Below are 21,127 nucleotides of genomic sequence, written 5' to 3' on the forward strand. Positions count from 1 at the left end.
GAGAGCGCACCAGCAGGACGTCTGGTTCTGCGGCTGCTCCCACGGACGGAGGAGACGGGTACAGGAAGCCCTGCGGAGGCAGGGCCGGTTGGCGCAGACTCTGCTGGGCTTCTTGGTCCCGAAATCGCATGCTGCAAGATCCGATGACCCTTCCGGCCAGCATGTACTCGGCAGAGACCCGGAAAGAGTCGAGCTGCCCGTGAAGTACCGAAATATCGCTGAGACAGACCCGGGCAGTCACAGTGGTGAAGCTGTGGGTCTCAGCATGTCGGTGGCCATTGCCGAAGCCGAGATGAATACGCGACGGCTCAAGGGTGGATCTGCCTGAGACCGGCAGATGTTTCAGAACGGCCCGGCCGATTTGACGGGTCGACTCGACCCAGATCAGGGAGTGGTGACAGACACTCATGGAACGCTCGTTGAGTGGATGAAGCCTCGGCCACTGGCACGTCGCCTCGAAAGCGGTGCTCCCCCGAGCCGTGAGATGGGTCAGCAGCATCGACGACATGACGCTCAACCCAATTGATCTCCAATCCGGCTGTCCGGACACAGGATCAGCATCCCCGGATGCGCCCCGAGCCTCTTGGGAGCTCGTGTGCCATGCGCTGCCTCGGCTCTCGTCTAGCAAGTGTGTTCCTGTCCGTGACAAAGGTGCTCGGCATCCATCTGGCGGTGGGGCGCAAGACTCTAGGACAGCCGTTTGAAGCTGAGCACGTGACGCGCCGATGGGGTGCGGTCACACACATGCTGACGTCCAGCGCACCGATCACACGGCAGGGAGCGGCAGGGTCTGATGCGTCCGCTTGCCTGAGGAAGCCGGCTCGATTGGCAGGCCTGCGGTGTCCCCTGGCGCCCCTGCGCAGGACTGCGGTACCGACGGCGTCTGGCACCTCGTGAACGGAGTTTCGTCTCTCGCCTCGGCAGGCCGTCTCGGCCCCACCAGGGCGGAAGAACCGTCGAATCCTTCTCGGACACTCCGCCAGAACCCCCCGAGCGTGGCCGCACCTGGCGACTCGCTGCCGTCGATGACTACCGCACGGAATCCCTGCAGGTGTTCCCGCATCAGGGCAGGTCGACGCCGACGGCCGCCCTGGCAGACCGTGGCGGCGGTGGACGTAGGTCAGCACCAGCTTCGAGGAGGACTCCCCGCGCTGGGGAAGAAGGGTGAGCCGGCGGTCACGTTTCAGTCCCACCTCGATGTGCAACTTGGCCGACGAAGTCGAGGCCTCACCCGAGCGCCCCAGGCAGAAGTTCACCACTCTGCCTAGTACTCCAGCCGTAGTTCGCGATCATGGCGAGTCGCTGGTCATGGCCCGTAGACAAGATCCGTGCCTCCACTGGCCTCAATCAGCCAGGACAGCGAACCGCTACCGAAGGGCCAGCCCGTGGTGGCCACCTGCACCCAGCCGCCCGACTCATCGGTTCCTGCATGCCACCACCACCAGCTGCGGTCGTCCCCCATTCCTTCCTCGGTCGGGTCGAAGTAGTACAGCCAACCCGAGAGCGTCCACGGTCCCTGATCGACGGCCGCTCTCTCCTCTGGCGTCATGGCCCGCCATTGACGCAGCCACGCCTCAATGTCGAAAGGCTCGCCGTGCTCCGGTTCCGGAGTCTCGGGTGCGCACCGCTGGATGAACCAGTTCGGCAGCAGTTGCGGCCAAAGCTCCTCCGCCGGCCACTCAGCCATCTGCGCGACCACGCACGTGAGTACGGCACGCGCATTGGCTATGACCTGGGCCGGATCCTCGGCGGTGAACCGGCAGCGCACGAGAAACGGCCGGGGCTGGTCGTCATCCTCGGCTCCCGGTCCGGAGCGAAGGCGCCGCAGCTCGCCTGTCATGGTTTCCACGGTGAGGAAGTATGCATCGGCACCGACCTCGCGACATCTCGATATCGCCACCGGTCAGGGGACACCAACCTCTACGGCTGGGCAGTTGCTTGCCGTTGGTAGTGGCAGGCTCGGGCGCGGGCTTGGTGTCGGCGTCGCCAGTGTGACCAGCGCAGGCGGTGTGCGACGTCGTGGACCGGGCTGATCAGGGCCGCGAACAGGTGCTGGATCTCGTTGCCGGTCAAGGGGATCAGGCCGTCGAGGGCGGGCTGGTCGCGCCGCTCGGTGGCTGCGGTGACGGCGAGGAAGGCGTGGGCGAGCATCGCGAGGGTGACCCAGCGGTGCCAGGAGGTCCAGCGGCGAACCTGGTGCTCGTCCAGGCCGGTCAGGCCCTTGCCGGCCTGGAATGTCTCCTCGATCGTCCAGCGCCGTCCGGCCACCCGCACCAGTTCCGACAGTGCCGCCGGCCCAGGTGAGAAGCAGCGGTAGAGGGCGAGTTCGCCGGTGCGACGGTTGCGGCGCACCAGCAGGCACCAGTGGCCGGGCCGACCGGCGGGGTCGTGGATATCGACCTGTGCCCAGTCGTAGTATCGCTCGCCCTTCGCGCCCGCTCCAGCTGACAGTCGCTGCCAGGCCCGCTTCGGGATCCGCGCGGCCAGGGTCTTCGCCTGGAACTTCCCAGCGCGCGTGGTGATTGTGTGGGTGCTGGAGACGGCCAGGACGTAGCCGGTCCGGCGGCGTTCGAGGGTGATCCGCAGGTGGGGGTTGTCGCCGTAGACCTCGTCGCCCGCGACCCAGCGTGCGGGGGTTCCCGCGTCCAGCGCCCGCTCGACCATGCGGGCGGCGAGCTGGGGCTTGGTGGCGAAGGCCAGATCGTCCGGGATGCCCGCGCTCCGGCAGCGGTCCGGGTCCTCGGTCCAAGAGCGTGGCACGTACAGGGCTCGGTCGATGGAGGCGTGTCCGCGGGCGGCGGAATACACGAGATGGACGGCGACCTGGGCGTTCTCGATGCGGCCGGCGGTGCCGGTGTACTGGCGCTGGACGCCGACTGTCGCCGTGCCCTTCTTCAGATCGCCCGTCTCGTCGACCACGAGCACCGCCTGGTCGTCGGCGAGATGCTCGACGACATAGGCGCGCACGTCATTGCGGACAGCGTCGGCGTCCCACTTTGCACGATGCAGCAGGTGCTGCATGCCGTCCGGAGAGGCGTCGCCCGCATGCTCAGCCAGCGTCCAGCAGTTCTTCCTCGGCAGGTCTGACAGCAGTCCGAGCACCAACGCGGTTGCGCGACGTCGGGGTTCGACCCGAGCAAACCGGCCCGCCACGCGGCCCATCAGCTGGTCGAACATCGCCCGCCATCGGGCAGACACTACGCTGTGCTCCGCGGCCACCGCCTGATCTTTGTTTGTCCACACAACTCACGATGATCAACGGTGGCCGCAGCCATCTCCAGACCAGCCCTGAACAGCAAGATCACGATCTACGGCTGGAGTACTAGGCTCCTGCGGTCGAAGCTCAGCATCGTCCGGCTGCCGATCGCCAGGAAGACGTAGTGAGCCCTTTCCAACCTCAGTTCAAGCAGGAAGGGCGGGCGATGAGGACACCACGGGCGAGTATTCGCTCCGTTCGGCCTCACGCAAGGTGGACTCGTTCTCAGTGGGGCGACGGGCTCCACTTGGACTCTGGTTTTGGCCGGCCCGGTGGCAACCGAGACCTCCCCGAAAGTTTGTGCCTCCAGATCTCCGAGGTGCCAGCTGCATGTCAAGCTGGAGGCATGTACCCCTCGTCTGCACTGGGTGAGTTCCTAAGGTCGCGACGGGCTCGCCTGCAGCCTGAAGAACTGGGCCTACCCGGCGGTGTTCGCCGTCGCCGGGTAGCTGGGCTCCGGCGTGAAGAGCTGGCTCCGCTGGCTGGAGTGAGTGTCGGCTACTACATTCGGCTGGAGCAGGGGCAGGCACCGAACGTCTCAGATGAGGTCTTGGACGCCCTGGCTCGCACTCTCCGTCTGGACGCTGATGAGCGGCGCCACATGCACCGGCTGGCGCGCATCCCCCAGGCACAGACCTCAGTGCCGCCGGCCGAGGTGCTACGCCCAGGTCTCTCGCACATGGTCAGGGCGTTCACCGACGCTCCTGCCATCGCCGTCGGCCGCCGCGGTGACATCCTCGCCTGGAACCCGCTCGCGCATGCCTTGCTCGCGCCGCACTGGCCCGTCGTAGCGACAGGCCGCCCGCCCAATTTCGTTCGCATCGACTTCTTTGAACTCGCGTTCGCCCGAAGCCTGTACGTCGACTGGGCCGCAAAGGCACGGGACGACGTCGCCTACCTACAGGTCTCGGTGAGCAACTTCCCGGGCGATGAGCAACTTCGGGCCTTCATTGCTGAACTGAAGGAGCTCAGCCCTGAGTTCCGCGAACTGTGGGTCGAGCATCCGGTGAGCAACTGCGCCACCATCGCGCGGGAGTACCGGCATCCCCAGGTGGGTGCCATGACCCTGGCTGCAGAACTGCTACGCCCTCCAGATGATGAGGGACAGGGCGTGACCGTGTTCCAGGCGGAGCCGGGGTCAGTTTCGCAGGATCGGCTGCGTCGGCTGGCGGAACTGACGTCTGACTCAGCGGCGTAGGCCGATACTGATGGCCGGCGCCACTTCCTGGGCAAGTGGAAGGGCGCCGGCGCAGATCGCACGAGGGCGGTTTCAGGTCGCCATCGCGTCTGCCGACAGGCCCGTGGGAGTGCGGCGCAAGACCCTCGCACAGACGACTGCGCCGGTCAGCGCGACTGCTCCCGCCACCAGGAACGCCATGTGCAGTCCGCCGACCGTCGCGAGCCTCTGCGTGGTGGTGGGGGCCAAGGCCGCCGTGCGGGCCGCCACGATGGCGCTCAGTCCGGCCACGCCGATCGCGCCGATGAAGGTCGGCATCTGTGCCAGGCTTCCGGCGACACCCTGGTCGGACTCGTCGAGACCGGAGGTGATGGTGGTGACGACGGCCACGACGGTCAGCACATGCCCGAAGCCCATGGCTGCTGAACTACCCAGCAGCAGAACGAGGTTGCCGTCCGCCGGCAGCAGCGCCATCAGCACGATGCCCAGCCCCTGCACCGTGAGGCCGAGAGCGATCGCGGACGCCGCGCCGCGGGCGCTGATCAACCGTGCGGCCACGCTACCCGCAGCCAGGGCGGCGATGCCCTCGGCGGCGAAACCGAGGCCGGTCTGCAGCGCGGTCCACCCCACGACCTGTTGCATGTAGATGCTCAGCAGCAGCGTCGCTCCGCCGCACATCCCGAAGGTGACCAAGCCTGTCGCCATGCCCCACCTCACTGTCGTACGACGCAGCAGCCGCAGCGGCACGAGCGGCACGGGGTGACGCGCCTCGGCGGCGAGGAATCCGCCGAGCAGAACTGCGGCGCCGATCACCGCGGTCAGGGTGGACGCACTGAGCCAGCCACTGGTGTTGCCGGTGGTGATCCCGTAGACGAGGGCGAAGAGGCCACCGCTGGCCAGGAGAGCCCCAGGCACGTCGAGGCGGGTGGCCCGGCCGTGCCGGGTGTCCTGCACAACCGTGGCAGCGCCGACGAGGACGAGCAGACCGATTCCGAAGAGGATGAGCATCGTCCACCGCCAGCTCAGGCCACTGGTGACGATGCCGCCGCCGATGGTGCCGATGACGAAGCCGAGCGACAGCAGTGCGCCGTTGACACCCAGGGCCCGCGTCCGTTGCGGCCCCTCGGGGAAGGCAGCCGTCATCAGGGCCAGTGCCGTGGGGCCGATCGCCGCGGCCGCGATGCCCTGGCCGACGCGGGCGGTGATGAGAAGGGAGGCCACGGGGGCGAGGCCGGCAAGGAGGGAGAAGCCGGTGAAGGCGCACACCCCGGCGATGAACAGCCGCCGCCGGCCCATGATGTCCGACAGCCTCCCGAACAGAGGCATCAGAGCAGCCGTGGGCAGCAGGCAGTCGGTGACCACCCACTGCAGGGCATCGGGGCCGGCGAAGCCCAGGCTGCGGCCGATCTCCGGCAGGGCCACGGTGACGATCGAGTAGTCGAGTCCGGTCATGAAAGTGGCGCCGCACAAGGTCAGGAGAACCATCCAGCCGCGGGCGCCGAGTGAGATCCGCGTCGTATCGCTCATGCCGACCACGATGCGATGGCCCACGACCCCCAACCAGCGCCCTGGTAAAGGTACTTCTGCCAGATGCAGGCAGAGCTGTCACATTCCCGCAAGCACGCAGAAGTGAAGCTTCTGGCAGGCGGGTACACGAACAGGATCATCCACTTTCCGGGAGCTTCTGAGTGCTTGTCTGCCCATCCGGCGTCGACCTGTCCAGCTCCACCCTGCGCTTCCTCACACAGCAGTTGAGTCAGCACCGCCGCGCGATCGGGACGCGGTGGCGGCGGCTGAGCGCCGGTCGTCAGGCCCTCCTCACGCTCGCTCACCTACGTGTGGGGCACACTTACGCCCAACTCGCCGCCGGATTCGGGGTCGGGACCACGACGGCCTACCGCTACGTCGCCGAGGCCGTCGACCTCTTGGCCAACCTCGCACCCAGCTTGGTCGAGGCCGCCCGCACAGCCTCAACCAAGGCGTTCGTACTGCTGGACGGAACGCTCCTACCGATCGACCGCATCGCAGCTGACCGCCCCTTCTACTCGGGCAAGCACAAGAAGCACGGCATGAACGTCCAAGTCCTCACCGATCCTTTCGGAAGACTGCTGTGGGCCTCAGCGGCCCTGCCCGGAGCCGTCCACGACGTCCGTGCGGCCCGCGAGCACGGCATCATCAACGCCCTCGCCCAATCCGACGTCACATGCTGGGCGGACAAGGGCTACCGAGGAGCCGGCGGCACCGTCCGCACCCCGTACTGGGGACGCTGGCACACCCTCCCCACCGGTCAGCAGGCGGTGAACCGATCGCACACCAAGATCCGCGCACTCGTCGAACAAGCCATAGCAAGCCTCAAATCCTGGAGGCTCCTACGCAAGCTCCGATGCTCCACCACCCGGATCACCAGCCTTGTCCAAGCTGTCCTCACCTTGCATCTGAACAGCACAGATCGATGATGGAAAAGGTTCAGTGCTCCAGGAGCGAGTCGAGATGGCGGATGGACCCGACGGCCAGGTGCCGCTGGCCTCCCTTCCACTCCTCCGCGTACTCCTCGAAGCGCATGGCGCCGTACTTCGCTCTGCGCTCCGCCCTCGCCCGGGATCCCGGCCGGCGCCTCTTCTCGTTGTAGATCTCCGTCAAACGGTCGATCGCGTCATCCTGCCGCGCGAAGCCGGCCTCCTCGGTCTGCCCCCCGCGTTGCGGTAACGGATCTTTTACGCGTGGGCACTTGGACCACCGGGACCCGGGGTGCTCGCAGTCCTTGAAGAAGGCGCCCATACCGCGCCACGTGACACCGCCCCGTAGAGCAAGGCCAACACCACCCCAATCAGCCATTTTGCATGGTGCAATAATGGGTAGAGCGATCCCGAAGGACACCGTCACCGGGAGGCGATCATGGGCACCGAACACATGCGGCGCAGCTACTCTTTCGCCTGCCTGGACTGCGGTGACGGCCGGGAGAGCACCTACGGCATCGACGTGACCGTGAACGAGCGGGACCGCATCACGGCCGGGTACCACCTCGCGGGCCGCTCCGCGCCCTCACCGATCCAGTCGCCTCAACCGCCCGGAGTGCGAGGGTTGCAAGATCCGCACCATGCGCTCTGGCGCGTCGGCACTGCCCGGCGAGGATTGAACCGTTTGCCGCAACGGACACCCGGCACTCACAGACGGCCCGCCCGACTCGCCCTCCACGGCATTTTGCATAATGCAAATGTAAGGAAGGGGAAACAATGAGCGGCATACGCAGTGACAGCCGGGCAAGACGCCCGGTCCCGGGCAGCCGGGGCTCGATGATGGTGCTGGCCGTCCTGGTCGGCGCGGGAGCAGGACTGGGGTCCATCGTCTTCCGCTGGTGCATCCAGACCTTCACGCGACTCTTCTCGGGACACGCCGACTATGCGGCCGCCCCGGGGAGCGACAACCCGCACGTTCCATGGCTGGGGCCCTTCTTCGTCCTGACCGCACCGGTCATCGGCGGCCTCTTGTACGGGCCGTTGGTGAACCGGTTCGCGAAGGAGGCCCGGGGGCACGGGGTGCCGGAGGTGATGCTCGCGGTCGCCCAGCGCGGCGGCCGGATCAGCCCGAAGGTCGCCGTGGTCAAGACCCTCGCCTCGGCCCTGACCATCGGCTCCGGCGGTTCGGTGGGCCGTGAGGGACCCATCGTCCAGATCGGCTCCGCGCTCGGCTCCACCCTCGGCCGGCTCACCAAACTGGCCGAAGACCGGATGAAGCTGCTCGTGGCCTGCGGCGCGGCGGGAGGTATCGCGGCCACGTTCAACGCTCCGCTCGCCGGGGTCATCTTCGCGATGGAGCTGATCCTGGCCGCGTTCAGCATCGAGGCGTTCGGCGCGACCGTGCTCGCCAGCGTCACCGCGAGCGTCATCGGGCGCGCGGCCTTCGGCGACGTGGCTTTCCTCAGCCTGCCTGCCTTTCATGTGCAGCACCTCGCGCAGTACGGATTGTTCGCTGTGCTCGGTGTCGTCGCGGGGGCGGTCGGGGTTGTGTTCTCGCGCGTCCTGTACGCCATCGAGGACGCCTGCGACTGGGTCTGGCGCGGGCCGGAGTGGCTGCGTCCCGCGGTCGGCGGCCTCGCCCTCGGCCTGGTGCTGCTGGCCCTGCCCGAGATGTACGGGGTGGGCTATCCGGTGCTGGAAGGTGCCACGGAGGGGAAGTACGCGATCGGGTTCCTTCTGGTGCTGCTCGTCGGGAAGATGATCGCGACGAGCCTGACCATCGGGATCGGCGGCTCGGGCGGCGTGTTCGCGCCGAGTCTGTTCATCGGGGCGATGCTGGGGGCCGCCTTCGGGGCAGGCGCGCACGACCTGCTGCCCGGGACGGCCGGAGCTGTCGGCGCCTACGCGCTGGTCGGCATGGGGGCCGTCTTCGCCGGAGCCGCACGCGCACCGATCACCGCTGTGGTGATCCTCTTCGAGCTCACCGGCGAGTACTCGATCATCCTCCCGCTGATGCTCGCGATCGTGCTCGCCACGGTGACCAGCCGCGCCCTGACCCGCGACACGATCTACACGCTCAAGCTCCGCCGTCGGGGAATAGATCTGGAGGGGCCGGCGCGCGGCGCGCTCATCGGCGCCGAGTCGGTCGCCTCCGTGATGGAGCAGTTCCCCGCGCCTGTGCCGACGACGCTGGGACTGACGCAGACGGCCGACCGGCTGAGCCAGTCCGGGCACGGGGCACTGCCCGTCCGCGATCCCGGGGGCACCTACGTGGGCATCGTCACGGCGCGTACCGTCGCGGAGGCACTCGCCGAGCAACCCGACGGCGCACCGGCGACGGCCGGTGACCTCGCCGAGCCTGCGCCCCGCATCACCTCGGACCAGCAACTCGCCACTGCTCTGCCCGCCTTGCTGTCCGCATCGGGAACGGGGCTACCGGTCCTGGACCCCGACAAGGGTGAACCGGTCGGCTGGTTGAGCCACCAAGGAGCTTTGCGGGCACTGCACACTCCCGAAAAGCAGCGCGCGGCGGAGTTGCTGCCCTCCTAGTGGCCTCAGTGGCACGACAGCGTTCCTCGAACGCCGTGTTCGGCACCGCCCACGGACAGGGTGGCCGGTGTCGTGCCGCCAGACCAACTGGAGTACAAGGCCGCGGTAAGGGCCTCGCCGCCGCTGTGCACGGCATCCGCTCGCGGAACGCGACAGCTGTAAGGCGCGACCCGAGTTGTCTTGCACAGTGCGAAAACGCGCGCCTGCGCCCTCCGCCTCCGGGCCTGCGGTAGTCGTCGATACGCCACAGCCCCGCGTACGACATCGCCTGGAGGCACCCATGGCCGCCGCCCGTAGCCCTCTTCTCAAGGACCGCAAGACCTGGCTCGGTGCGGGAGCCGTGCTGGCCCTGGCCTGGCTCAACGCCCCTGCAGCGCTAGGCGTGGCACGTGAGAAGTACCACGACTGGGAGATCAACCAGCCCTCCTACAAAGCGAAGAACGGCCACTGGTCGCTCGCCGGCCTCTCCGAGGGGCACGAGCTCAACTCGTCCGAGGCTCTGCCGGAGCACACCGCGCTTTCCTCAAGGCCCCCACCACATGGCAGGTCCGCCGCCCCGCCACTCGATCAGCGGCGAGACCGCTGCTTCCTCGGCATCCAGGTCGACGCCGAGCAGACGGAGCAGTGCGACGACATCGTCCACGGAGCGGGCCACACCCGCCTGCCGGCCGCGAACCGTGACGCTTCGTCCACCACCGTCGTGCGCGTCGTGCACCACGACAGGCGACGGTGCGGTCCAGTAAGCACCGGACGAAGAAGACCCTGCGAAGCCCACGCCCGCCCGCTCGTATCCGTGGCCGTGTCCGTCCTGATGACCCCGTACGGTCCATCCAGTCATGCGGTTGGTACCTCCTGTCGTTCTCTGACGCGGGCAGGAGGTCCCAGGACGCTACCGCCGCTCAGTCCGCCGTCGGTGAATCGCCCCAGCCCAGCGGATAAAGGTCCGCGCCCTCGCCCAAGGACGGGGCCGACGGTTCGCCACCCGCCCGGTTGAAGTCGGTCAACGCGTCGATGAGCGCCGTGCGCTGCTGCGGCGCGAGCCGCTCGACGATCGACGCGATCTCCTGACGACGCCGAGCCGTGACGTCCGCCACCGTGCGCCGGCCCTCGTCGGTGAGGCGCAACAGAGTCTCGCGCCGGTTGGCCGGGTTGATCTGCCGGTCCGCGAGCCCCACCGCGATCAGCCGGTCGACCATCCGCATCGCCGTGGACGGCGCCACCCCCAACAGCTCGGCCAGCGCCACCAGTTTGGTCGCGCCACGGGAAGAAAGCACCACCAGCATGCGGAACTGCGGCAAGGTCACCCCGTCCTCGACCTCCGCCAACGAGCGCGCGGACACCGCGACCAACACCCGCGACGCGGTCAGCACCGCACGGGTCACCGCATCCACATCGTCCATGCGCTCCGCCGGAGCCGCTTTCCTGGCCATGGCACATTTCTACCCTGCACGCGACGTCGCGCGCTTCCCGCGTCTCAGTCAGCATGTCTCACCCCTCAACGACAGCGCGGCAGAAGCCTGGCGGCGGCGCATGGGCCATCTCTGCGATCGAGCACAGGAACAGTGCCACGACCGGCAGCCGGGGCAGGACCAGCCGGTCGTCCCGCCGCTCCGTACTGCTCATGACGCTCCCAGCAGTGTCGCTACCCGTACGAGCCGTCTCGCCGAGCGGCCTCCCCTCGGCTTTAGACTATGCAAAGCTTGCATGGGCTAATCGTTGATGTCCGTGTCTGTTACGGAATCGAGTCCCGCGCAGAACACGAGGAGGCGTGCCATGTCGTCGCAGCAGCAGGACCCCCATCTTCGCCGCCCCGCCCTGCCCCGCGGCTGGCGTCGACGCCTCGCGCGGCTGCCCCTCGCTCTCTACCACGTGGGCCTCGGACCTCTTCTCGGAAAGCGCCTGCTGCTTCTGCATCACACCGGGCGGACCAGTGGCCTCGACCGGCGCGTCGTGCTGGAGGTGGTCGCGCACGAAGCCGACCGGGGCACCTGGATCCTGGCCTCCGGCTTCGGTCCCGAAGCCGCCTGGTACCAAGATCTCCGAGCCACGCCGAAGACGACCATCCAGGTCGGCAACCGTCACCACGCCGTCACCGCCTACTTCCTGAACTCCGACGAGGGCGCTGAGACCATGGCCCGCCATGCTGCGGCCCATCCCCGCACGGCCCGACGCCTGTGCGCGTTCATGGGCTTCGACGTCGACGGCAGCACCGACTCGTACCGACAGGCGGGACGGCAGATCCCGTTCGTCCGACTCGAAGCCGCGCCGCACTCGTACCGCACCCGCCATGACGAATCTGCGTGAGGACGCGGCCGTCAGCACCGAAGGCTGAAGGGTGAAAGCGACCGCAAAACACGGACCGGACGACATCGGGCGGAGGTTCCTCACGGACACCGGGCAAGCGATACGCCGCACCGCCCCGCGGAACCATCAGCGCGTGAGCGAATCGAGGCCGCGGCCCGGTCGACCCGTCGCTCGATTACGGGGCAGTTCCAGTTCCCGGCCAACAGCGCCGGGTTGAGCTGCGCGTCAAGGATCTGACAATGCCGCGTCAAGAACATGTAGGGTTCCCCGCGGTGTGCCGGGAAGTCTGGTCGGCGAATTCGAGATCCCCTCTGGGGCTCGGATTCCAGGAGAGCTCTCTTCGCTGATCGGGGGAATCCGGCCGTGGTCCTCATCGCCGTCGTCGGTGTCGCGCTCCTCGTCGCAGTGCTGCTGTCCGGTCTGACGGGGCACGCCGGCGTCACCGATCGCCTGCCTCTTCGAAGTCGAGGACACCCTCTTTGCGGCCGAACGTCGGCGCACCGACAGTGGCGTCGAGACGGAACTCCATGGCCGGGATCACGGTGGCGGATCAGTTACCTCGGCGCCGATCCCGACGTGCGTGCGGCGGACCCGCGGCCGGCACCTTGCACATCACCGCGGTGACGTCCTGGACCGACAGCCCCATGGCCGCCGTCCGCGATCACAAGGGCGACCGTAACGAGTTGGTGGGCCCCATAACCCTGCCCACCGCGTGAAACGTCTCATCGGAGGACCGTGAACGACTGGCACAGCTGGGCGGCGATCATTGTGTTCGTCGGCGCCTACGCCTTGATCATCAGCGAGAAGATCCACCGTGTCGCCGCCGCACTCGGTGGTGCAGGGCTGATGCTGGCCATCGGCGCCACGGACGACAAGTCGGCCTTCTACTCGACCGACTCCGGCATCGACTGGAACGTCATCTTCCTGCTCATGGGCATGATGATGATCGTCGGCGTGCTGAAGAAGACCGGCATGTTCGAGTTCCTGGCCATCTGGGCAGTGAAACGAGCGCACGCCAGACCGTTCCGCGTGATGGTCATGCTCGTCGTCATCACTGCCACGGCCTCCGCGCTGCTCGACAACGTCACCACCGTCCTCCTCGTCGCGCCGGTCACCCTGCTGGTGTGCGAACGGCTCGCCCTGCCTGTGGCCCCGTTCCTGATCGCCGAGGTCTTCGCTTCCAACATCGGCGGCATCGCCACCCTCGTCGGCGACCCGCCCAACATCATCATCGCCAGCCGCGCCGGGCTGACGTTCAACGACTTCCTGGTCCATCTCGCTCCCCTGGCGGCCGTCCTGACGGCCGTGCTGGTACTGCTGTGCCGGATCATGTTCCGCAGGGCATTCGTCTACGACGAGGACCGGGCCGCCGAGGTGATGGCATTGGAGGAACGGGAGGCCATCAAGAACCCTCGCCTTCTCGTGCAGGGGCTTGTCGTCCTGGCGCTCGTGGTCGCCGGGTTCGTGCTGCACCCGGTCGTGCACTACGAGCCCAGCGTCGTCGCCCTGCTCGGCGCCGGTCTCCTTGTCGCCGTCTCGACAGTCGAGACGGGCGACGTGCTCAGCGAGGTGGAATGGCCCACCCTCGCCTTCTTCGCCGGGCTCTTCATCATGATCGGCGGCCTCATCGAGACCGGCGTCATCAGCGAGATCTCCACAGCGCTTGCCGATGTCATCGGCGGTAGCGAACTCGGCGGATCCATGGTCATGCTGGGCGCGTCCGCAGTCCTGTCCGGCGTCGTCGACAACATCCCCTACGTCGCCACCATGGCCCCGATCACCGCCGACCTTGTCCGCGACATGGGCGGCGCCGGTGATCACGTCATGTGGTGGGCACTGGCCCTGGGAGCCGACCTCGGGGGCAATGCCACCGCCATCGGTGCCAGCGCCAACGTCGTCGTCCTCGGGATCGCCGAGCGCAACCGACAGCCCATCTCCTTCTGGCAGTTCACCAAGTACGGACTCGTCGTCACGACCGTCACGGTGGCGATCTCGGCGACATACATCTGGCTGCGCTACTTCGCTCAGACCTGAACCACGGCCACTGCCGTCGAAAGGACCAGCCAAGCCGTCCCGGCCGATGAGCTGCTGCTGCGCAGCGCCGAAGGCGCCCCGCCCGGCGCTGCGAGACACCCGACTCGGACCGGGCAACCCCCGTTCTGCCCACCACGGGTGCCAACGCCCCCGCCTGGGGGACAGCTCGGAAACCAATGATGACGGTGTCCCGGCCCCTGCGAAACGAGCCCGCTGCGAAGGGGGCCACCGGACGCAGCATGATCGTCCTGGTGACCCTAAGGCCTCCGCTTTCGCCGGTGCCATGATGGGACGTCAGATCCCCGTCGAACGCGGTGTCCTGCCGTTCGCAGCACTCCATGTCGCCGGATATCCGCAGCCGGGGGCCATAACATCGCCAAGTGCTTCCGGCCTGGCCAATGGCGCGTCCTCGCCACACCACCCACCGCAGTCTCGCCGAGCCTCTCCGGAGCACCCCAGCCCCCGGCTGAGCGCCACCGACCCTCCCCAGGAGCCGACCATGCGAGCACGCGACCTTGCCATCCCTTACCAGACCGTGGACGTCAACACTGATGCCACCGCGGCCGCCCGCCTCATGGCCGAACAACAGCTGCCCGGCCTCCTCGTTCTCGGCACCGACGGCTCCCCCACGGCGATCCTTCCTGCTTCCCAACTGGTCAAGGCGCTCGTGCCGACCTACGTGATCGAGGATCCGACTCTGGCCGCGGTCGTCGACGAGAAACATGCGGACCGTCTCTGCCGGGCGTTGGCCGGACGCAGCGTCGCCGACTGTCTCCCCGTACAGTCCGGGCCGCCGCCGGTCGCCGTACCCGACGACACGGCGCTGGAAGTGGCCGCGCTCATGGCTCAGGCCCGCAGTCCCCTCGTCGCGGTCGTGGAGACGGCCAAGGACGGCCCGCATCTTCTGGGCGTGATCACCGCATCCCACCTTCTGCACGAACTGCTGGCCGGTTCAGAGCCAGACGGCAGCCAACCGTCCCATCCGACTCCGCCCGTCGTATGACGAAGTAGGCTCACCGGCCGGACGGCCGTTGCACCCCTCGCTTACCCACAGCCGGTCGGGCCGCGGCGGTGAGCGGTGCGTACCGCACTGCCGCGTCAGGCGGCGTTGGCAAGTTCCAGCTCACACTTGAGGTTCTGCAGCGTCCTGTCGATGTTCCAGAACTGGAAGCTTCACCGGCCCATGTCTTCAGGACGACTCACGGCCTGATGGGCAACCTCGGGAGTCACCCCGATGTCGATGCTCCTGCGCACCGTGAATACGCGGCTCATTTCAGGGTTCTCTCGATCGAGACACATAGTTGCTGGAGAGCAGAGATCGTGGGGCCCGACAGTTTCGCGCCTCGCACGTGGTGCAGAGACGCGGCTCCGCCGAGTCCAGTGGCGACTTGTTGTCGCGGATCCGTCGGCGTTCGGCGGCTGACACCGCCCGGTGGTCATCCGGTGTGGTGCAGCGACGGGTTGACCCAACGTGGACGGGGCGGGTCGAGGACGCGTTCTGCGTGGGTGAGCGGTGTTTGGGAGTGCTCCGCAGGGAGCGGATCGTGCGTCACGCTGAGTGGCCGGTTGTGTTCTTCCAGGGTGCCCACGGTGTCGCGGACGAAGGCGGGGGGACCCGCGACATAGACGTGACGGGCGGCCAAGGAGCGCTCACCGGCCAGATGGTCCTGGAACGCACGCTGGAACCCGCGGACCCGGTCCGGGTCCCGTGGCCACCACCAGTGGCAGGTCAACTGGTGGTGTCGGCTCTCGAGCTGGGCGAGATGGGACTGGTCGTAGAAGTGGTCACGGCTACGGGCCACTATGTGCAGGTCAATGCTGCGCGCCGGGAAGCGTTGCACCTGCTCGCTGAGGACGGCACGGGCCGGAGCCCACCCCGTGCCTGCCGCGATCAGGGTCAGCGGTCCCGTGTCCTGGGCGCCCCAGCCGTCCCCGCCCGGCGTGGACACGGTGAGGGACTGCCCGGGAAAGGTGCGGTCGCACAGCAGCGCGCTCAAAGGCCCATGGGGTGTGCGGGCGATGTGGAGTTCCACCTCGCCGCGTGTCGCGTCGTCGTCCGGGCGCAACAACGAGTAGGGGCGCCACACGCCGCGCAGTTCCGGGTGGTGGACAGCCGCGTACTGACCGGGCCGGAAGGCGTAGGGCTGGTCGGGAACCATCTGCAGGACCACCGTGTGTCCCGTGCGGTCCAGGCGGCGGGAGACCACTGTGGCCTCCCAACTCGCCGGGCGCCGTGCGTCCTTGTCCTGTTGGGCCGCGGCCAGCATGGTGTCCATCGCCATGCCGTACACGTTCGTCCAGGCTCGTTCGGTGTCCTCGTTCCAGGTGCGGGGAGTGTGCTCGGCGATCGATGCGATCAGGCTCTGTCCGACGCTGAGGTAATCACGCCGGGCGATGCCGTACCGGCGGTGGTCACGACCCAGCCGTTGGAGGTAGGACACCGTGGCGGGGCTGTCGAGATGGGTGATCACGTGCAGCAGCGCGTTCAGCAGCCGCTCGTGCTGCTCCCCGAGTTCGGCAGGGAACAGCCGACGCAGGTCCGGTCTGCTCCCGAACAAGTGCGCATAGAAGTACCGGACCACGTGCACGCCGCGGGCCGATGCTCGCTGCAAACTGTCCTGCACCACAGCCACGTCCTGCTCGTCCACGGCCGCTCCCCCTCGTCTCGCCCACTGTCCCCTGCCAGGAATCCGGGACCCCAGCCCCGACGGATTGGTCTACTCCACAAAGAAATCCACGGAGGCGCCGCCGGGGTTCGGGCGCGGGTTCAGGACTCGGGGTCGAGGCGGGCGTAGACGACCGTGTTGTCGGCGTAGGAGTGACCGCTGTATGTGCCGGCGCAAGTGATCAGTCGCAGTCCGGCGTAGTCGACGTTGCCGTAGACGTCGATGGAGGGGACGTCCTTCTTGGCGTATTGCTCGGTGCGGGAGCCTGGACCATGCCGCGGTCCGTCGGGGCGGTCGCTTCCTGCGGAAGCTTGGGGTCGAGTTCGCTCTTGCCCTTGCGACACGGTGATCGTGCGCTCGTAGGAGAGTGTGCCGTTCTGGTCTGCGACCGGCATCCGGTCGACGGCCAGACCGCTCGTCTTGGATGTGTCGCCCCTGGTGGTCAAGGAGATGTTGATGTCGCCGTAGACCGGAAGGCCCTCGGCGGTGGTGACGATGCCGTCCTTGTTCTTGTCCGCGGACGCGTCCGGGCAGTGGAAGTCATGGCCGTCGGTGGAACCGTTGAAGTGCTGTGCGTGAGGCTGGCCGGGCACGAGTCCGGACGCTTCGATCTTCACGGTGAGCCGGGTGCCGTCGAGCATGAGCATCGCTGTGCCCTTGGCGCCGGAGTTGTTCAGGGAAGCCAGGTCGATCTGGTACGTGTCGCCGGAGCCACTTGCCGCGGTGTGGCCTGAGTGTGCTGCGGCGGGAACAGCGGCGAGGGCGAGAGCCGCGGGAACGGCGGCAAGGGCGGTCAACCGTGCGGTGGGACGGGCTGTCGCAGCAAGCCTCTTCCCTGTGCCGTTCAGCAATCTGCCGACGGCTTCGGACTCCACAAGCTTCTGACTCCCCTATTCCGGAGGCCTACCGGGAGGCGGATTGGTCGCATCGTGGTCGGTCTGTGGAGCGGCGTGTGTGTCTGCGGGTTCCTGAGGTGTGTGCGAGATGGCTCTCAACACGGCTTCCCTCAGCACCGCGGGCGGCATCACCGGACACGTTTCGGAGCTCAAGCGGCAGGCCGCGAGGCGCGTTTCGCCTCGGCCACACGCACCTTGCTTCCTACCGCCGCGGCAGGCACGAGCCTTGAACCGGCAACCAGCCGCAGGCTCGGGCCGTACCCGCCTCATCAACGACGCGAACAGGATGTGCGCTCTCACAGCTGCTCCCCCGGAGTAATCGACCTGGCCGCTGAAGCGGCAGGTATCACCGCTTCCCTGCGGCGGCCATTGCCTCATCTGGTCGGGCGGTGTGGTGTGGGGCTGTGTGCCCGCCGGTAATCCGGCGGCCTGTGCCCCACGGCTTGGTCTTCGCACAAGCCGTCACTCTTTCGCCCCGCACGCTGCCCTCCAGACCGTGGAATACCGGCAGCCCGGCGGCGCTGCCACCAGGGACCGTGCTGCTCTTCCTGCTACTGCTGCCGCATGCCCCTTCATCCCTCGATGGCGTGAACGACCAATCCAGGCGCAGCGCAAGAACGGATTCCCGGACATGGACGACGACTCGACCTCCACGCCGCTGCGCGGCATCAAACGCCTGTCTCTGGGCGCACTGAGCGGACTGCTCGCCGGATATGCGGCGATCGCGGTCGCCGAGCTGGTCTCCGCGGCGGTGCGGCCCGAATCGGGTCCGGTCATCGCGGTGGGCGGGGCGGCGATCGACCGCACCCCGCCGGCGGTCAAGGACTGGGCGATCCGGCAGTTCGGCACGAACGACAAGCTGGTGCTGCAACTGGGCATCCTGGCCGTGCTGACCGTGCTCGCCCTGGTCCTGGGGGCGCTCGCCGCACGGTGGCGGCTGATCGGCTCACTGGGTGTCCTCGCGTTCGGCGTCGTCGGCGCTCTGGCCGCCACCAGCAGGCCCGACTCCACCGGCATCACGGACGCGCTGCCCTCCGCCGTCGGCGCCATCGTCGGCGCCTGTCTGCTCTACTACTTGATCGGCCGGCTGGGACGCACCGGGGACGTCGCCGGCCAGGCCTCTGCCTCTCGAGGCTCGGTCTCGGGTGACGGCGCGGCGCAGACACTGGATGACACAGCCCCCGTACAGGCCGACGGCTCAGATGGGTCGGGGTGGGACCGGCGCGGGTTCATCCTGGCCGCCACCGCCGCGGCCGCCGCCTCCACCGGCGCCGGCCTTGCGGGACGCGCTCTGAACGGCTCGCAGGGCCAGAACGCCGTCGCCTCCCGCAAGGACGTCGTGATCCCCGCCCCGGCGTCGAAGGCGGCCCCGGTCCCGCGCGGCGCGGCCCTGCGGATCAAGGACATCAGCCCCTTCATGACGCCCAACGGTGACTTCTACCGCGTCGACACCGCGCTGGTCGTGCCCAAGGTCGACGCCACCAGCTGGAAGCTGCGCATCCATGGCAAGGGCGTGGAGCGCGAACTGACCGTCTCCTTTGACGACCTGCTGAAGATGCCGCTCATCGAACGCAACATCACCTTGACCTGCGTCTCCAACGAGGTCGGCGGCCCCTACGTCGGCAACGCCCGCTGGATCGGCGTCCGCCTGACCGACCTCCTCACGCAGTGCGGGGTGAAACCGCCGTCGAAGGGCGGGCCCGCCGACCAGCTGGTGGCGCGTTCGGTGGACGGGATGACCATCGGCAGTCCCGTCGAGGACGTGATGGACGGCCGGGACGCGATGCTCGCCCTCGGCATGAACGGCCAACCGCTCCCCTTCGAGCACGGTTTCCCTGTGCGCATGGTGGTCCCGGGGCTGTACGGCTATGTGTCGGCCTGCAAGTGGATCGAGGACATCGAGCTGACCACGTTCGACTCCTACGACTCGTACTGGGTCAAGCGGGACTGGGCGCAGAAGGCGCCCATCAAGACCGAGTCGCGCATCGACACCCCCAAGCCGTTCGGCCGGCCGAAGGCGGGCACCGTTATGGTCGCCGGGGTGGCCTGGGCGCAGCACCGCGGCATCGACAAGGTCGAAGTACGCGTCGACGACGGCCCCTGGGAAGAGGCCCGCCTCGCCACCGAGGACACCCGCGACACCTGGCGGCAATGGTCCTACCCCTGGCAGGCCACCAAGGGCGGCCACACCCTCACCGTCCGGGCCACCGACCGCACCGGCGAGACCCAGACCGAGAAGCGCACCCCGACCATCCCCGACGGCGCCTCCGGATGGCACTCCGTCGTCGTCACCGTCGACTGACTCCTGGCCGAAGCGCACTTCGGGCCCTGGTTCGAGTAGAGGGGGAACGCTGTGCGTTACTGGTGACTTTGACCTGCTCTGCCGCTGTCCAGCGGTGGTGTTCGGAAGGCGGCACATGACACACCCCAGGCCGATCAGGCCCGGCCCAGCCCGTGGACCTGATCTGCAGGAACAGCTTGCCCTCGTCGCGCAGGGGGATCGCGATGCGTTCTCCGTGGTCTACGACGCGGTGGCCGCGCCCGTGTTCGGCGTCGTGTGCAAGCTGCTACGCGATCATGCCCAGTCCGAGGAAGTCGCCCAGGAAGTCCTCGTCGAGGTCTGGCGGACCGCAGCTCGCTACCGGCCGGATCGGGGCACGGTCCTGAACTGGGTGCTCACCCTGGCGCACCGCCGCACCGTGGACCGGATCCGCTCGGTGGAGGCGGCTGCCGCACGCGACCACCGGGTCGCGCTGCTCGATCAGGTACCGGAGTTCGACGAGGTGAGTGAACAGGTGGAAGGGCAGTTGGAGCGGGAACAGTTGCGCCGCTGCCTGCGTTCCCTTAGTGAGATCCAGCGTCAGTCGGTGACGTTGGCGTACTACCAGGGCCTCACGTACAAGGAGGTCGCGGAGACGCTGTCCACCCCGTTGGGCACGATCAAGACGCGACTGCGAGACGGGCTCATCCGGCTTCGCGACTGCTTGGGGGTGACCGCATGACCGCCCCGACCGACCTGCACACGCTGACGGGCGCCTACGCATTGGATGCCCTGGAAGAAGACGAGCGCGTCGCGTTCGAGCAGCACCTCGCCAAGTGCGAGGACTGCGCCCAGGAGGTACGTGAGCTGACGGCGACCGCTGGACGGCTGGCGCTCGCGGCCACGATGCTGCCACCGCCCCGCCTCAAGGCTCAGGTGATGGAGCAGATCGCCGGTGTGCGGCAGGAGCGCCCTCGTTCCGCGGTGACGGCTTTGTCGCGCACAGCGCGTCGCGGGCACGCCATGCGCTGGGCGCTCGCCGCCTGTGTCGCCGCGGCCGCCGCGCTCGGCGGCTCGACGCTGTGGCAGCACCAGCAGGCCGACGAGGCCCGTCAACAGGCCGAGGCCGTACAGCAGCAGGCCGAACAGATCACCGCCGTGCTCGCCGCCCCGGACGCCAAAGTGACCTCGACGGCCGTCAAGGGCGGGGCGCACGGCTCAGTGGTCGTCTCGCACGACACGGACAAGGCCGTTTTCATCGCCTCCGGTATGGCGGAGCCGCCGAAGGGCAAGGTGTACCAACTGTGGTTCGCCGATGGCGATCACATGCGCCCGGCCGGCCTGATGAACCCCTCCCGAGCGAGCCAGAGCGTCCTGATGACGGGCGCCGTCGGCAAGGCGTCCGGCGTGGGGGTCACTCTCGAACCGGACGGCGGATCCAAGCAGCCGACCACCCAGCCGGTGGCCCTGCTGCAGCTGCCTGCCTGATCGATCTCGGCGCTTCCCGGGCATGATCAAGGGGTGCACC

17 protein-coding genes and 1 pseudogene are annotated in these 21,127 nt (G+C 68.0%); 9 read left to right on the top strand and 9 right to left on the bottom strand.

Annotated elements, in window-relative coordinates; genetic code table 11:
* Nucleotides 1-1,306 precede the first annotated feature (1,306 nt).
* Both ACQUQD_RS07215 and ACQUQD_RS07220 read right to left on the bottom strand, forming a co-directional pair.
* Nucleotides 1,307-1,840 carry a hypothetical protein gene (locus ACQUQD_RS07215; RefSeq protein ID WP_428951124.1) on the bottom strand — a complete coding sequence of 178 codons (534 nt, stop codon included), beginning with the start codon at nucleotides 1,838-1,840 and terminating at the stop codon, nucleotides 1,307-1,309.
* 80 nt (nucleotides 1,841-1,920) lie between these two features.
* Nucleotides 1,921-3,162 carry an IS701 family transposase gene (locus tag ACQUQD_RS07220; protein WP_428957476.1) on the bottom strand — a complete coding sequence of 414 codons (1,242 nt, stop codon included), beginning with the start codon at nucleotides 3,160-3,162 and terminating at the stop codon, nucleotides 1,921-1,923.
* Between the two features lie 440 nt (nucleotides 3,163-3,602).
* On the opposite strand from ACQUQD_RS07220, the gene ACQUQD_RS07225 reads away from it, so the two are divergent.
* Nucleotides 3,603-4,454: a helix-turn-helix transcriptional regulator gene (locus ACQUQD_RS07225; RefSeq protein ID WP_428951125.1), complete on the top strand. Its 852-nt coding sequence runs from the start codon at nucleotides 3,603-3,605 to the stop codon at nucleotides 4,452-4,454.
* A 72-nt stretch (nucleotides 4,455-4,526) separates the two neighbouring features.
* Here ACQUQD_RS07225 and ACQUQD_RS07230 read toward each other — a convergent pair whose 3' ends face one another.
* Nucleotides 4,527-5,960: an MFS transporter gene (locus tag ACQUQD_RS07230; RefSeq protein ID WP_428951126.1), complete on the bottom strand. Its 1,434-nt coding sequence runs from the start codon at nucleotides 5,958-5,960 to the stop codon at nucleotides 4,527-4,529.
* A 161-nt stretch (nucleotides 5,961-6,121) separates the two neighbouring features.
* Here ACQUQD_RS07230 and ACQUQD_RS07235 point away from each other — a divergent pair, with 161 nt between their 5' ends.
* Nucleotides 6,122-6,889 carry a transposase family protein gene (locus tag ACQUQD_RS07235; RefSeq protein WP_428951127.1) on the top strand — a complete coding sequence of 256 codons (768 nt, stop codon included), beginning with the start codon at nucleotides 6,122-6,124 and terminating at the stop codon, nucleotides 6,887-6,889.
* A gap of 10 nt (nucleotides 6,890-6,899) precedes the next feature.
* Here the strand turns inward: ACQUQD_RS07235 and ACQUQD_RS07240 are convergent, their stop codons facing one another.
* A complete protein-coding gene (locus ACQUQD_RS07240) occupies nucleotides 6,900-7,073 on the bottom strand; it encodes a hypothetical protein (protein ID WP_428951128.1) in 174 nt (57 codons plus the stop codon).
* Nucleotides 7,074-7,729: 656 nt separating this feature from the next.
* Here ACQUQD_RS07240 and ACQUQD_RS07245 point away from each other — a divergent pair.
* Nucleotides 7,730-9,439, top strand: a complete 1,710-nt coding sequence (locus tag ACQUQD_RS07245; RefSeq protein ID WP_428957477.1) for a chloride channel protein — start codon at nucleotides 7,730-7,732, stop codon at nucleotides 9,437-9,439.
* A 523-nt stretch (nucleotides 9,440-9,962) separates the two neighbouring features.
* Here ACQUQD_RS07245 and ACQUQD_RS07250 read toward each other — a convergent pair.
* From ACQUQD_RS07250 to ACQUQD_RS07260, 3 genes are all read right to left on the bottom strand, one after another.
* Nucleotides 9,963-10,157 carry a hypothetical protein gene (locus ACQUQD_RS07250; RefSeq protein WP_428951129.1) on the bottom strand — a complete coding sequence of 65 codons (195 nt, stop codon included), beginning with the start codon at nucleotides 10,155-10,157 and terminating at the stop codon, nucleotides 9,963-9,965.
* A gap of 181 nt (nucleotides 10,158-10,338) precedes the next feature.
* Complete coding sequence (locus ACQUQD_RS07255) at nucleotides 10,339-10,869, bottom strand: MarR family winged helix-turn-helix transcriptional regulator (RefSeq protein ID WP_428951130.1); 531 nt, start codon at nucleotides 10,867-10,869, stop codon at nucleotides 10,339-10,341.
* A 58-nt stretch (nucleotides 10,870-10,927) separates the two neighbouring features.
* Nucleotides 10,928-11,062 carry a hypothetical protein gene (locus ACQUQD_RS07260; RefSeq protein ID WP_428951131.1) on the bottom strand — a complete coding sequence of 45 codons (135 nt, stop codon included), beginning with the start codon at nucleotides 11,060-11,062 and terminating at the stop codon, nucleotides 10,928-10,930.
* Nucleotides 11,063-11,212: 150 nt separating this feature from the next.
* Here ACQUQD_RS07260 and ACQUQD_RS07265 point away from each other — a divergent pair, with 150 nt between their 5' ends.
* The 3 genes from ACQUQD_RS07265 (at nucleotide 11,213) to ACQUQD_RS07275 (ending at nucleotide 14,780) form a co-directional block, all read left to right on the top strand.
* A complete protein-coding gene (locus ACQUQD_RS07265; RefSeq protein ID WP_428951132.1) occupies nucleotides 11,213-11,743 on the top strand; it encodes a nitroreductase family deazaflavin-dependent oxidoreductase in 531 nt (176 codons plus the stop codon).
* Nucleotides 11,744-12,478: 735 nt separating this feature from the next.
* Nucleotides 12,479-13,777: an SLC13 family permease gene (locus tag ACQUQD_RS07270; protein WP_428951133.1), complete on the top strand. Its 1,299-nt coding sequence runs from the start codon at nucleotides 12,479-12,481 to the stop codon at nucleotides 13,775-13,777.
* A 499-nt stretch (nucleotides 13,778-14,276) separates the two neighbouring features.
* Nucleotides 14,277-14,780, top strand: coding sequence for a CBS domain-containing protein (locus tag ACQUQD_RS07275; RefSeq protein WP_428951134.1), 504 nt, complete (start codon nucleotides 14,277-14,279; stop codon nucleotides 14,778-14,780).
* Nucleotides 14,781-15,213: 433 nt separating this feature from the next.
* On the opposite strand, the gene ACQUQD_RS07280 is transcribed toward ACQUQD_RS07275, so the two are convergent.
* Both ACQUQD_RS07280 and ACQUQD_RS07285 read right to left on the bottom strand, forming a co-directional pair.
* Nucleotides 15,214-16,425: a globin domain-containing protein gene (locus ACQUQD_RS07280; protein ID WP_428951136.1), complete on the bottom strand. Its 1,212-nt coding sequence runs from the start codon at nucleotides 16,423-16,425 to the stop codon at nucleotides 15,214-15,216.
* A 259-nt stretch (nucleotides 16,426-16,684) separates the two neighbouring features.
* A pseudogene (locus tag ACQUQD_RS07285) lies at nucleotides 16,685-17,240 on the bottom strand (hypothetical protein); the annotation flags it as partial.
* Between the two features lie 730 nt (nucleotides 17,241-17,970).
* Between ACQUQD_RS07285 and ACQUQD_RS07290 the strand changes: the two are divergent.
* The 3 genes from ACQUQD_RS07290 (at nucleotide 17,971) to ACQUQD_RS07300 (ending at nucleotide 21,087) form a co-directional block, all read left to right on the top strand.
* Nucleotides 17,971-19,641, top strand: coding sequence for a sulfite oxidase (locus tag ACQUQD_RS07290; RefSeq protein ID WP_428951137.1), 1,671 nt, complete (start codon nucleotides 17,971-17,973; stop codon nucleotides 19,639-19,641).
* Between the two features lie 115 nt (nucleotides 19,642-19,756).
* Nucleotides 19,757-20,341 (top strand): sigma-70 family RNA polymerase sigma factor, encoded by a 585-nt coding sequence (locus ACQUQD_RS07295; protein WP_428951138.1) that lies wholly within the window; start codon nucleotides 19,757-19,759, stop codon nucleotides 20,339-20,341.
* Nucleotides 20,338-21,087: an anti-sigma factor gene (locus tag ACQUQD_RS07300; protein ID WP_428951140.1), complete on the top strand. Its 750-nt coding sequence runs from the start codon at nucleotides 20,338-20,340 to the stop codon at nucleotides 21,085-21,087. Before ACQUQD_RS07295 ends, ACQUQD_RS07300 begins: the two co-directional genes overlap by 4 nt.
* Nucleotides 21,088-21,127 lie beyond the last annotated feature (40 nt).

Source organism: Streptomyces sp. cg35 (genome assembly GCF_050410835.1).
Classification (GTDB): Bacteria; Actinomycetota; Actinomycetes; order Streptomycetales; family Streptomycetaceae; genus Streptomyces.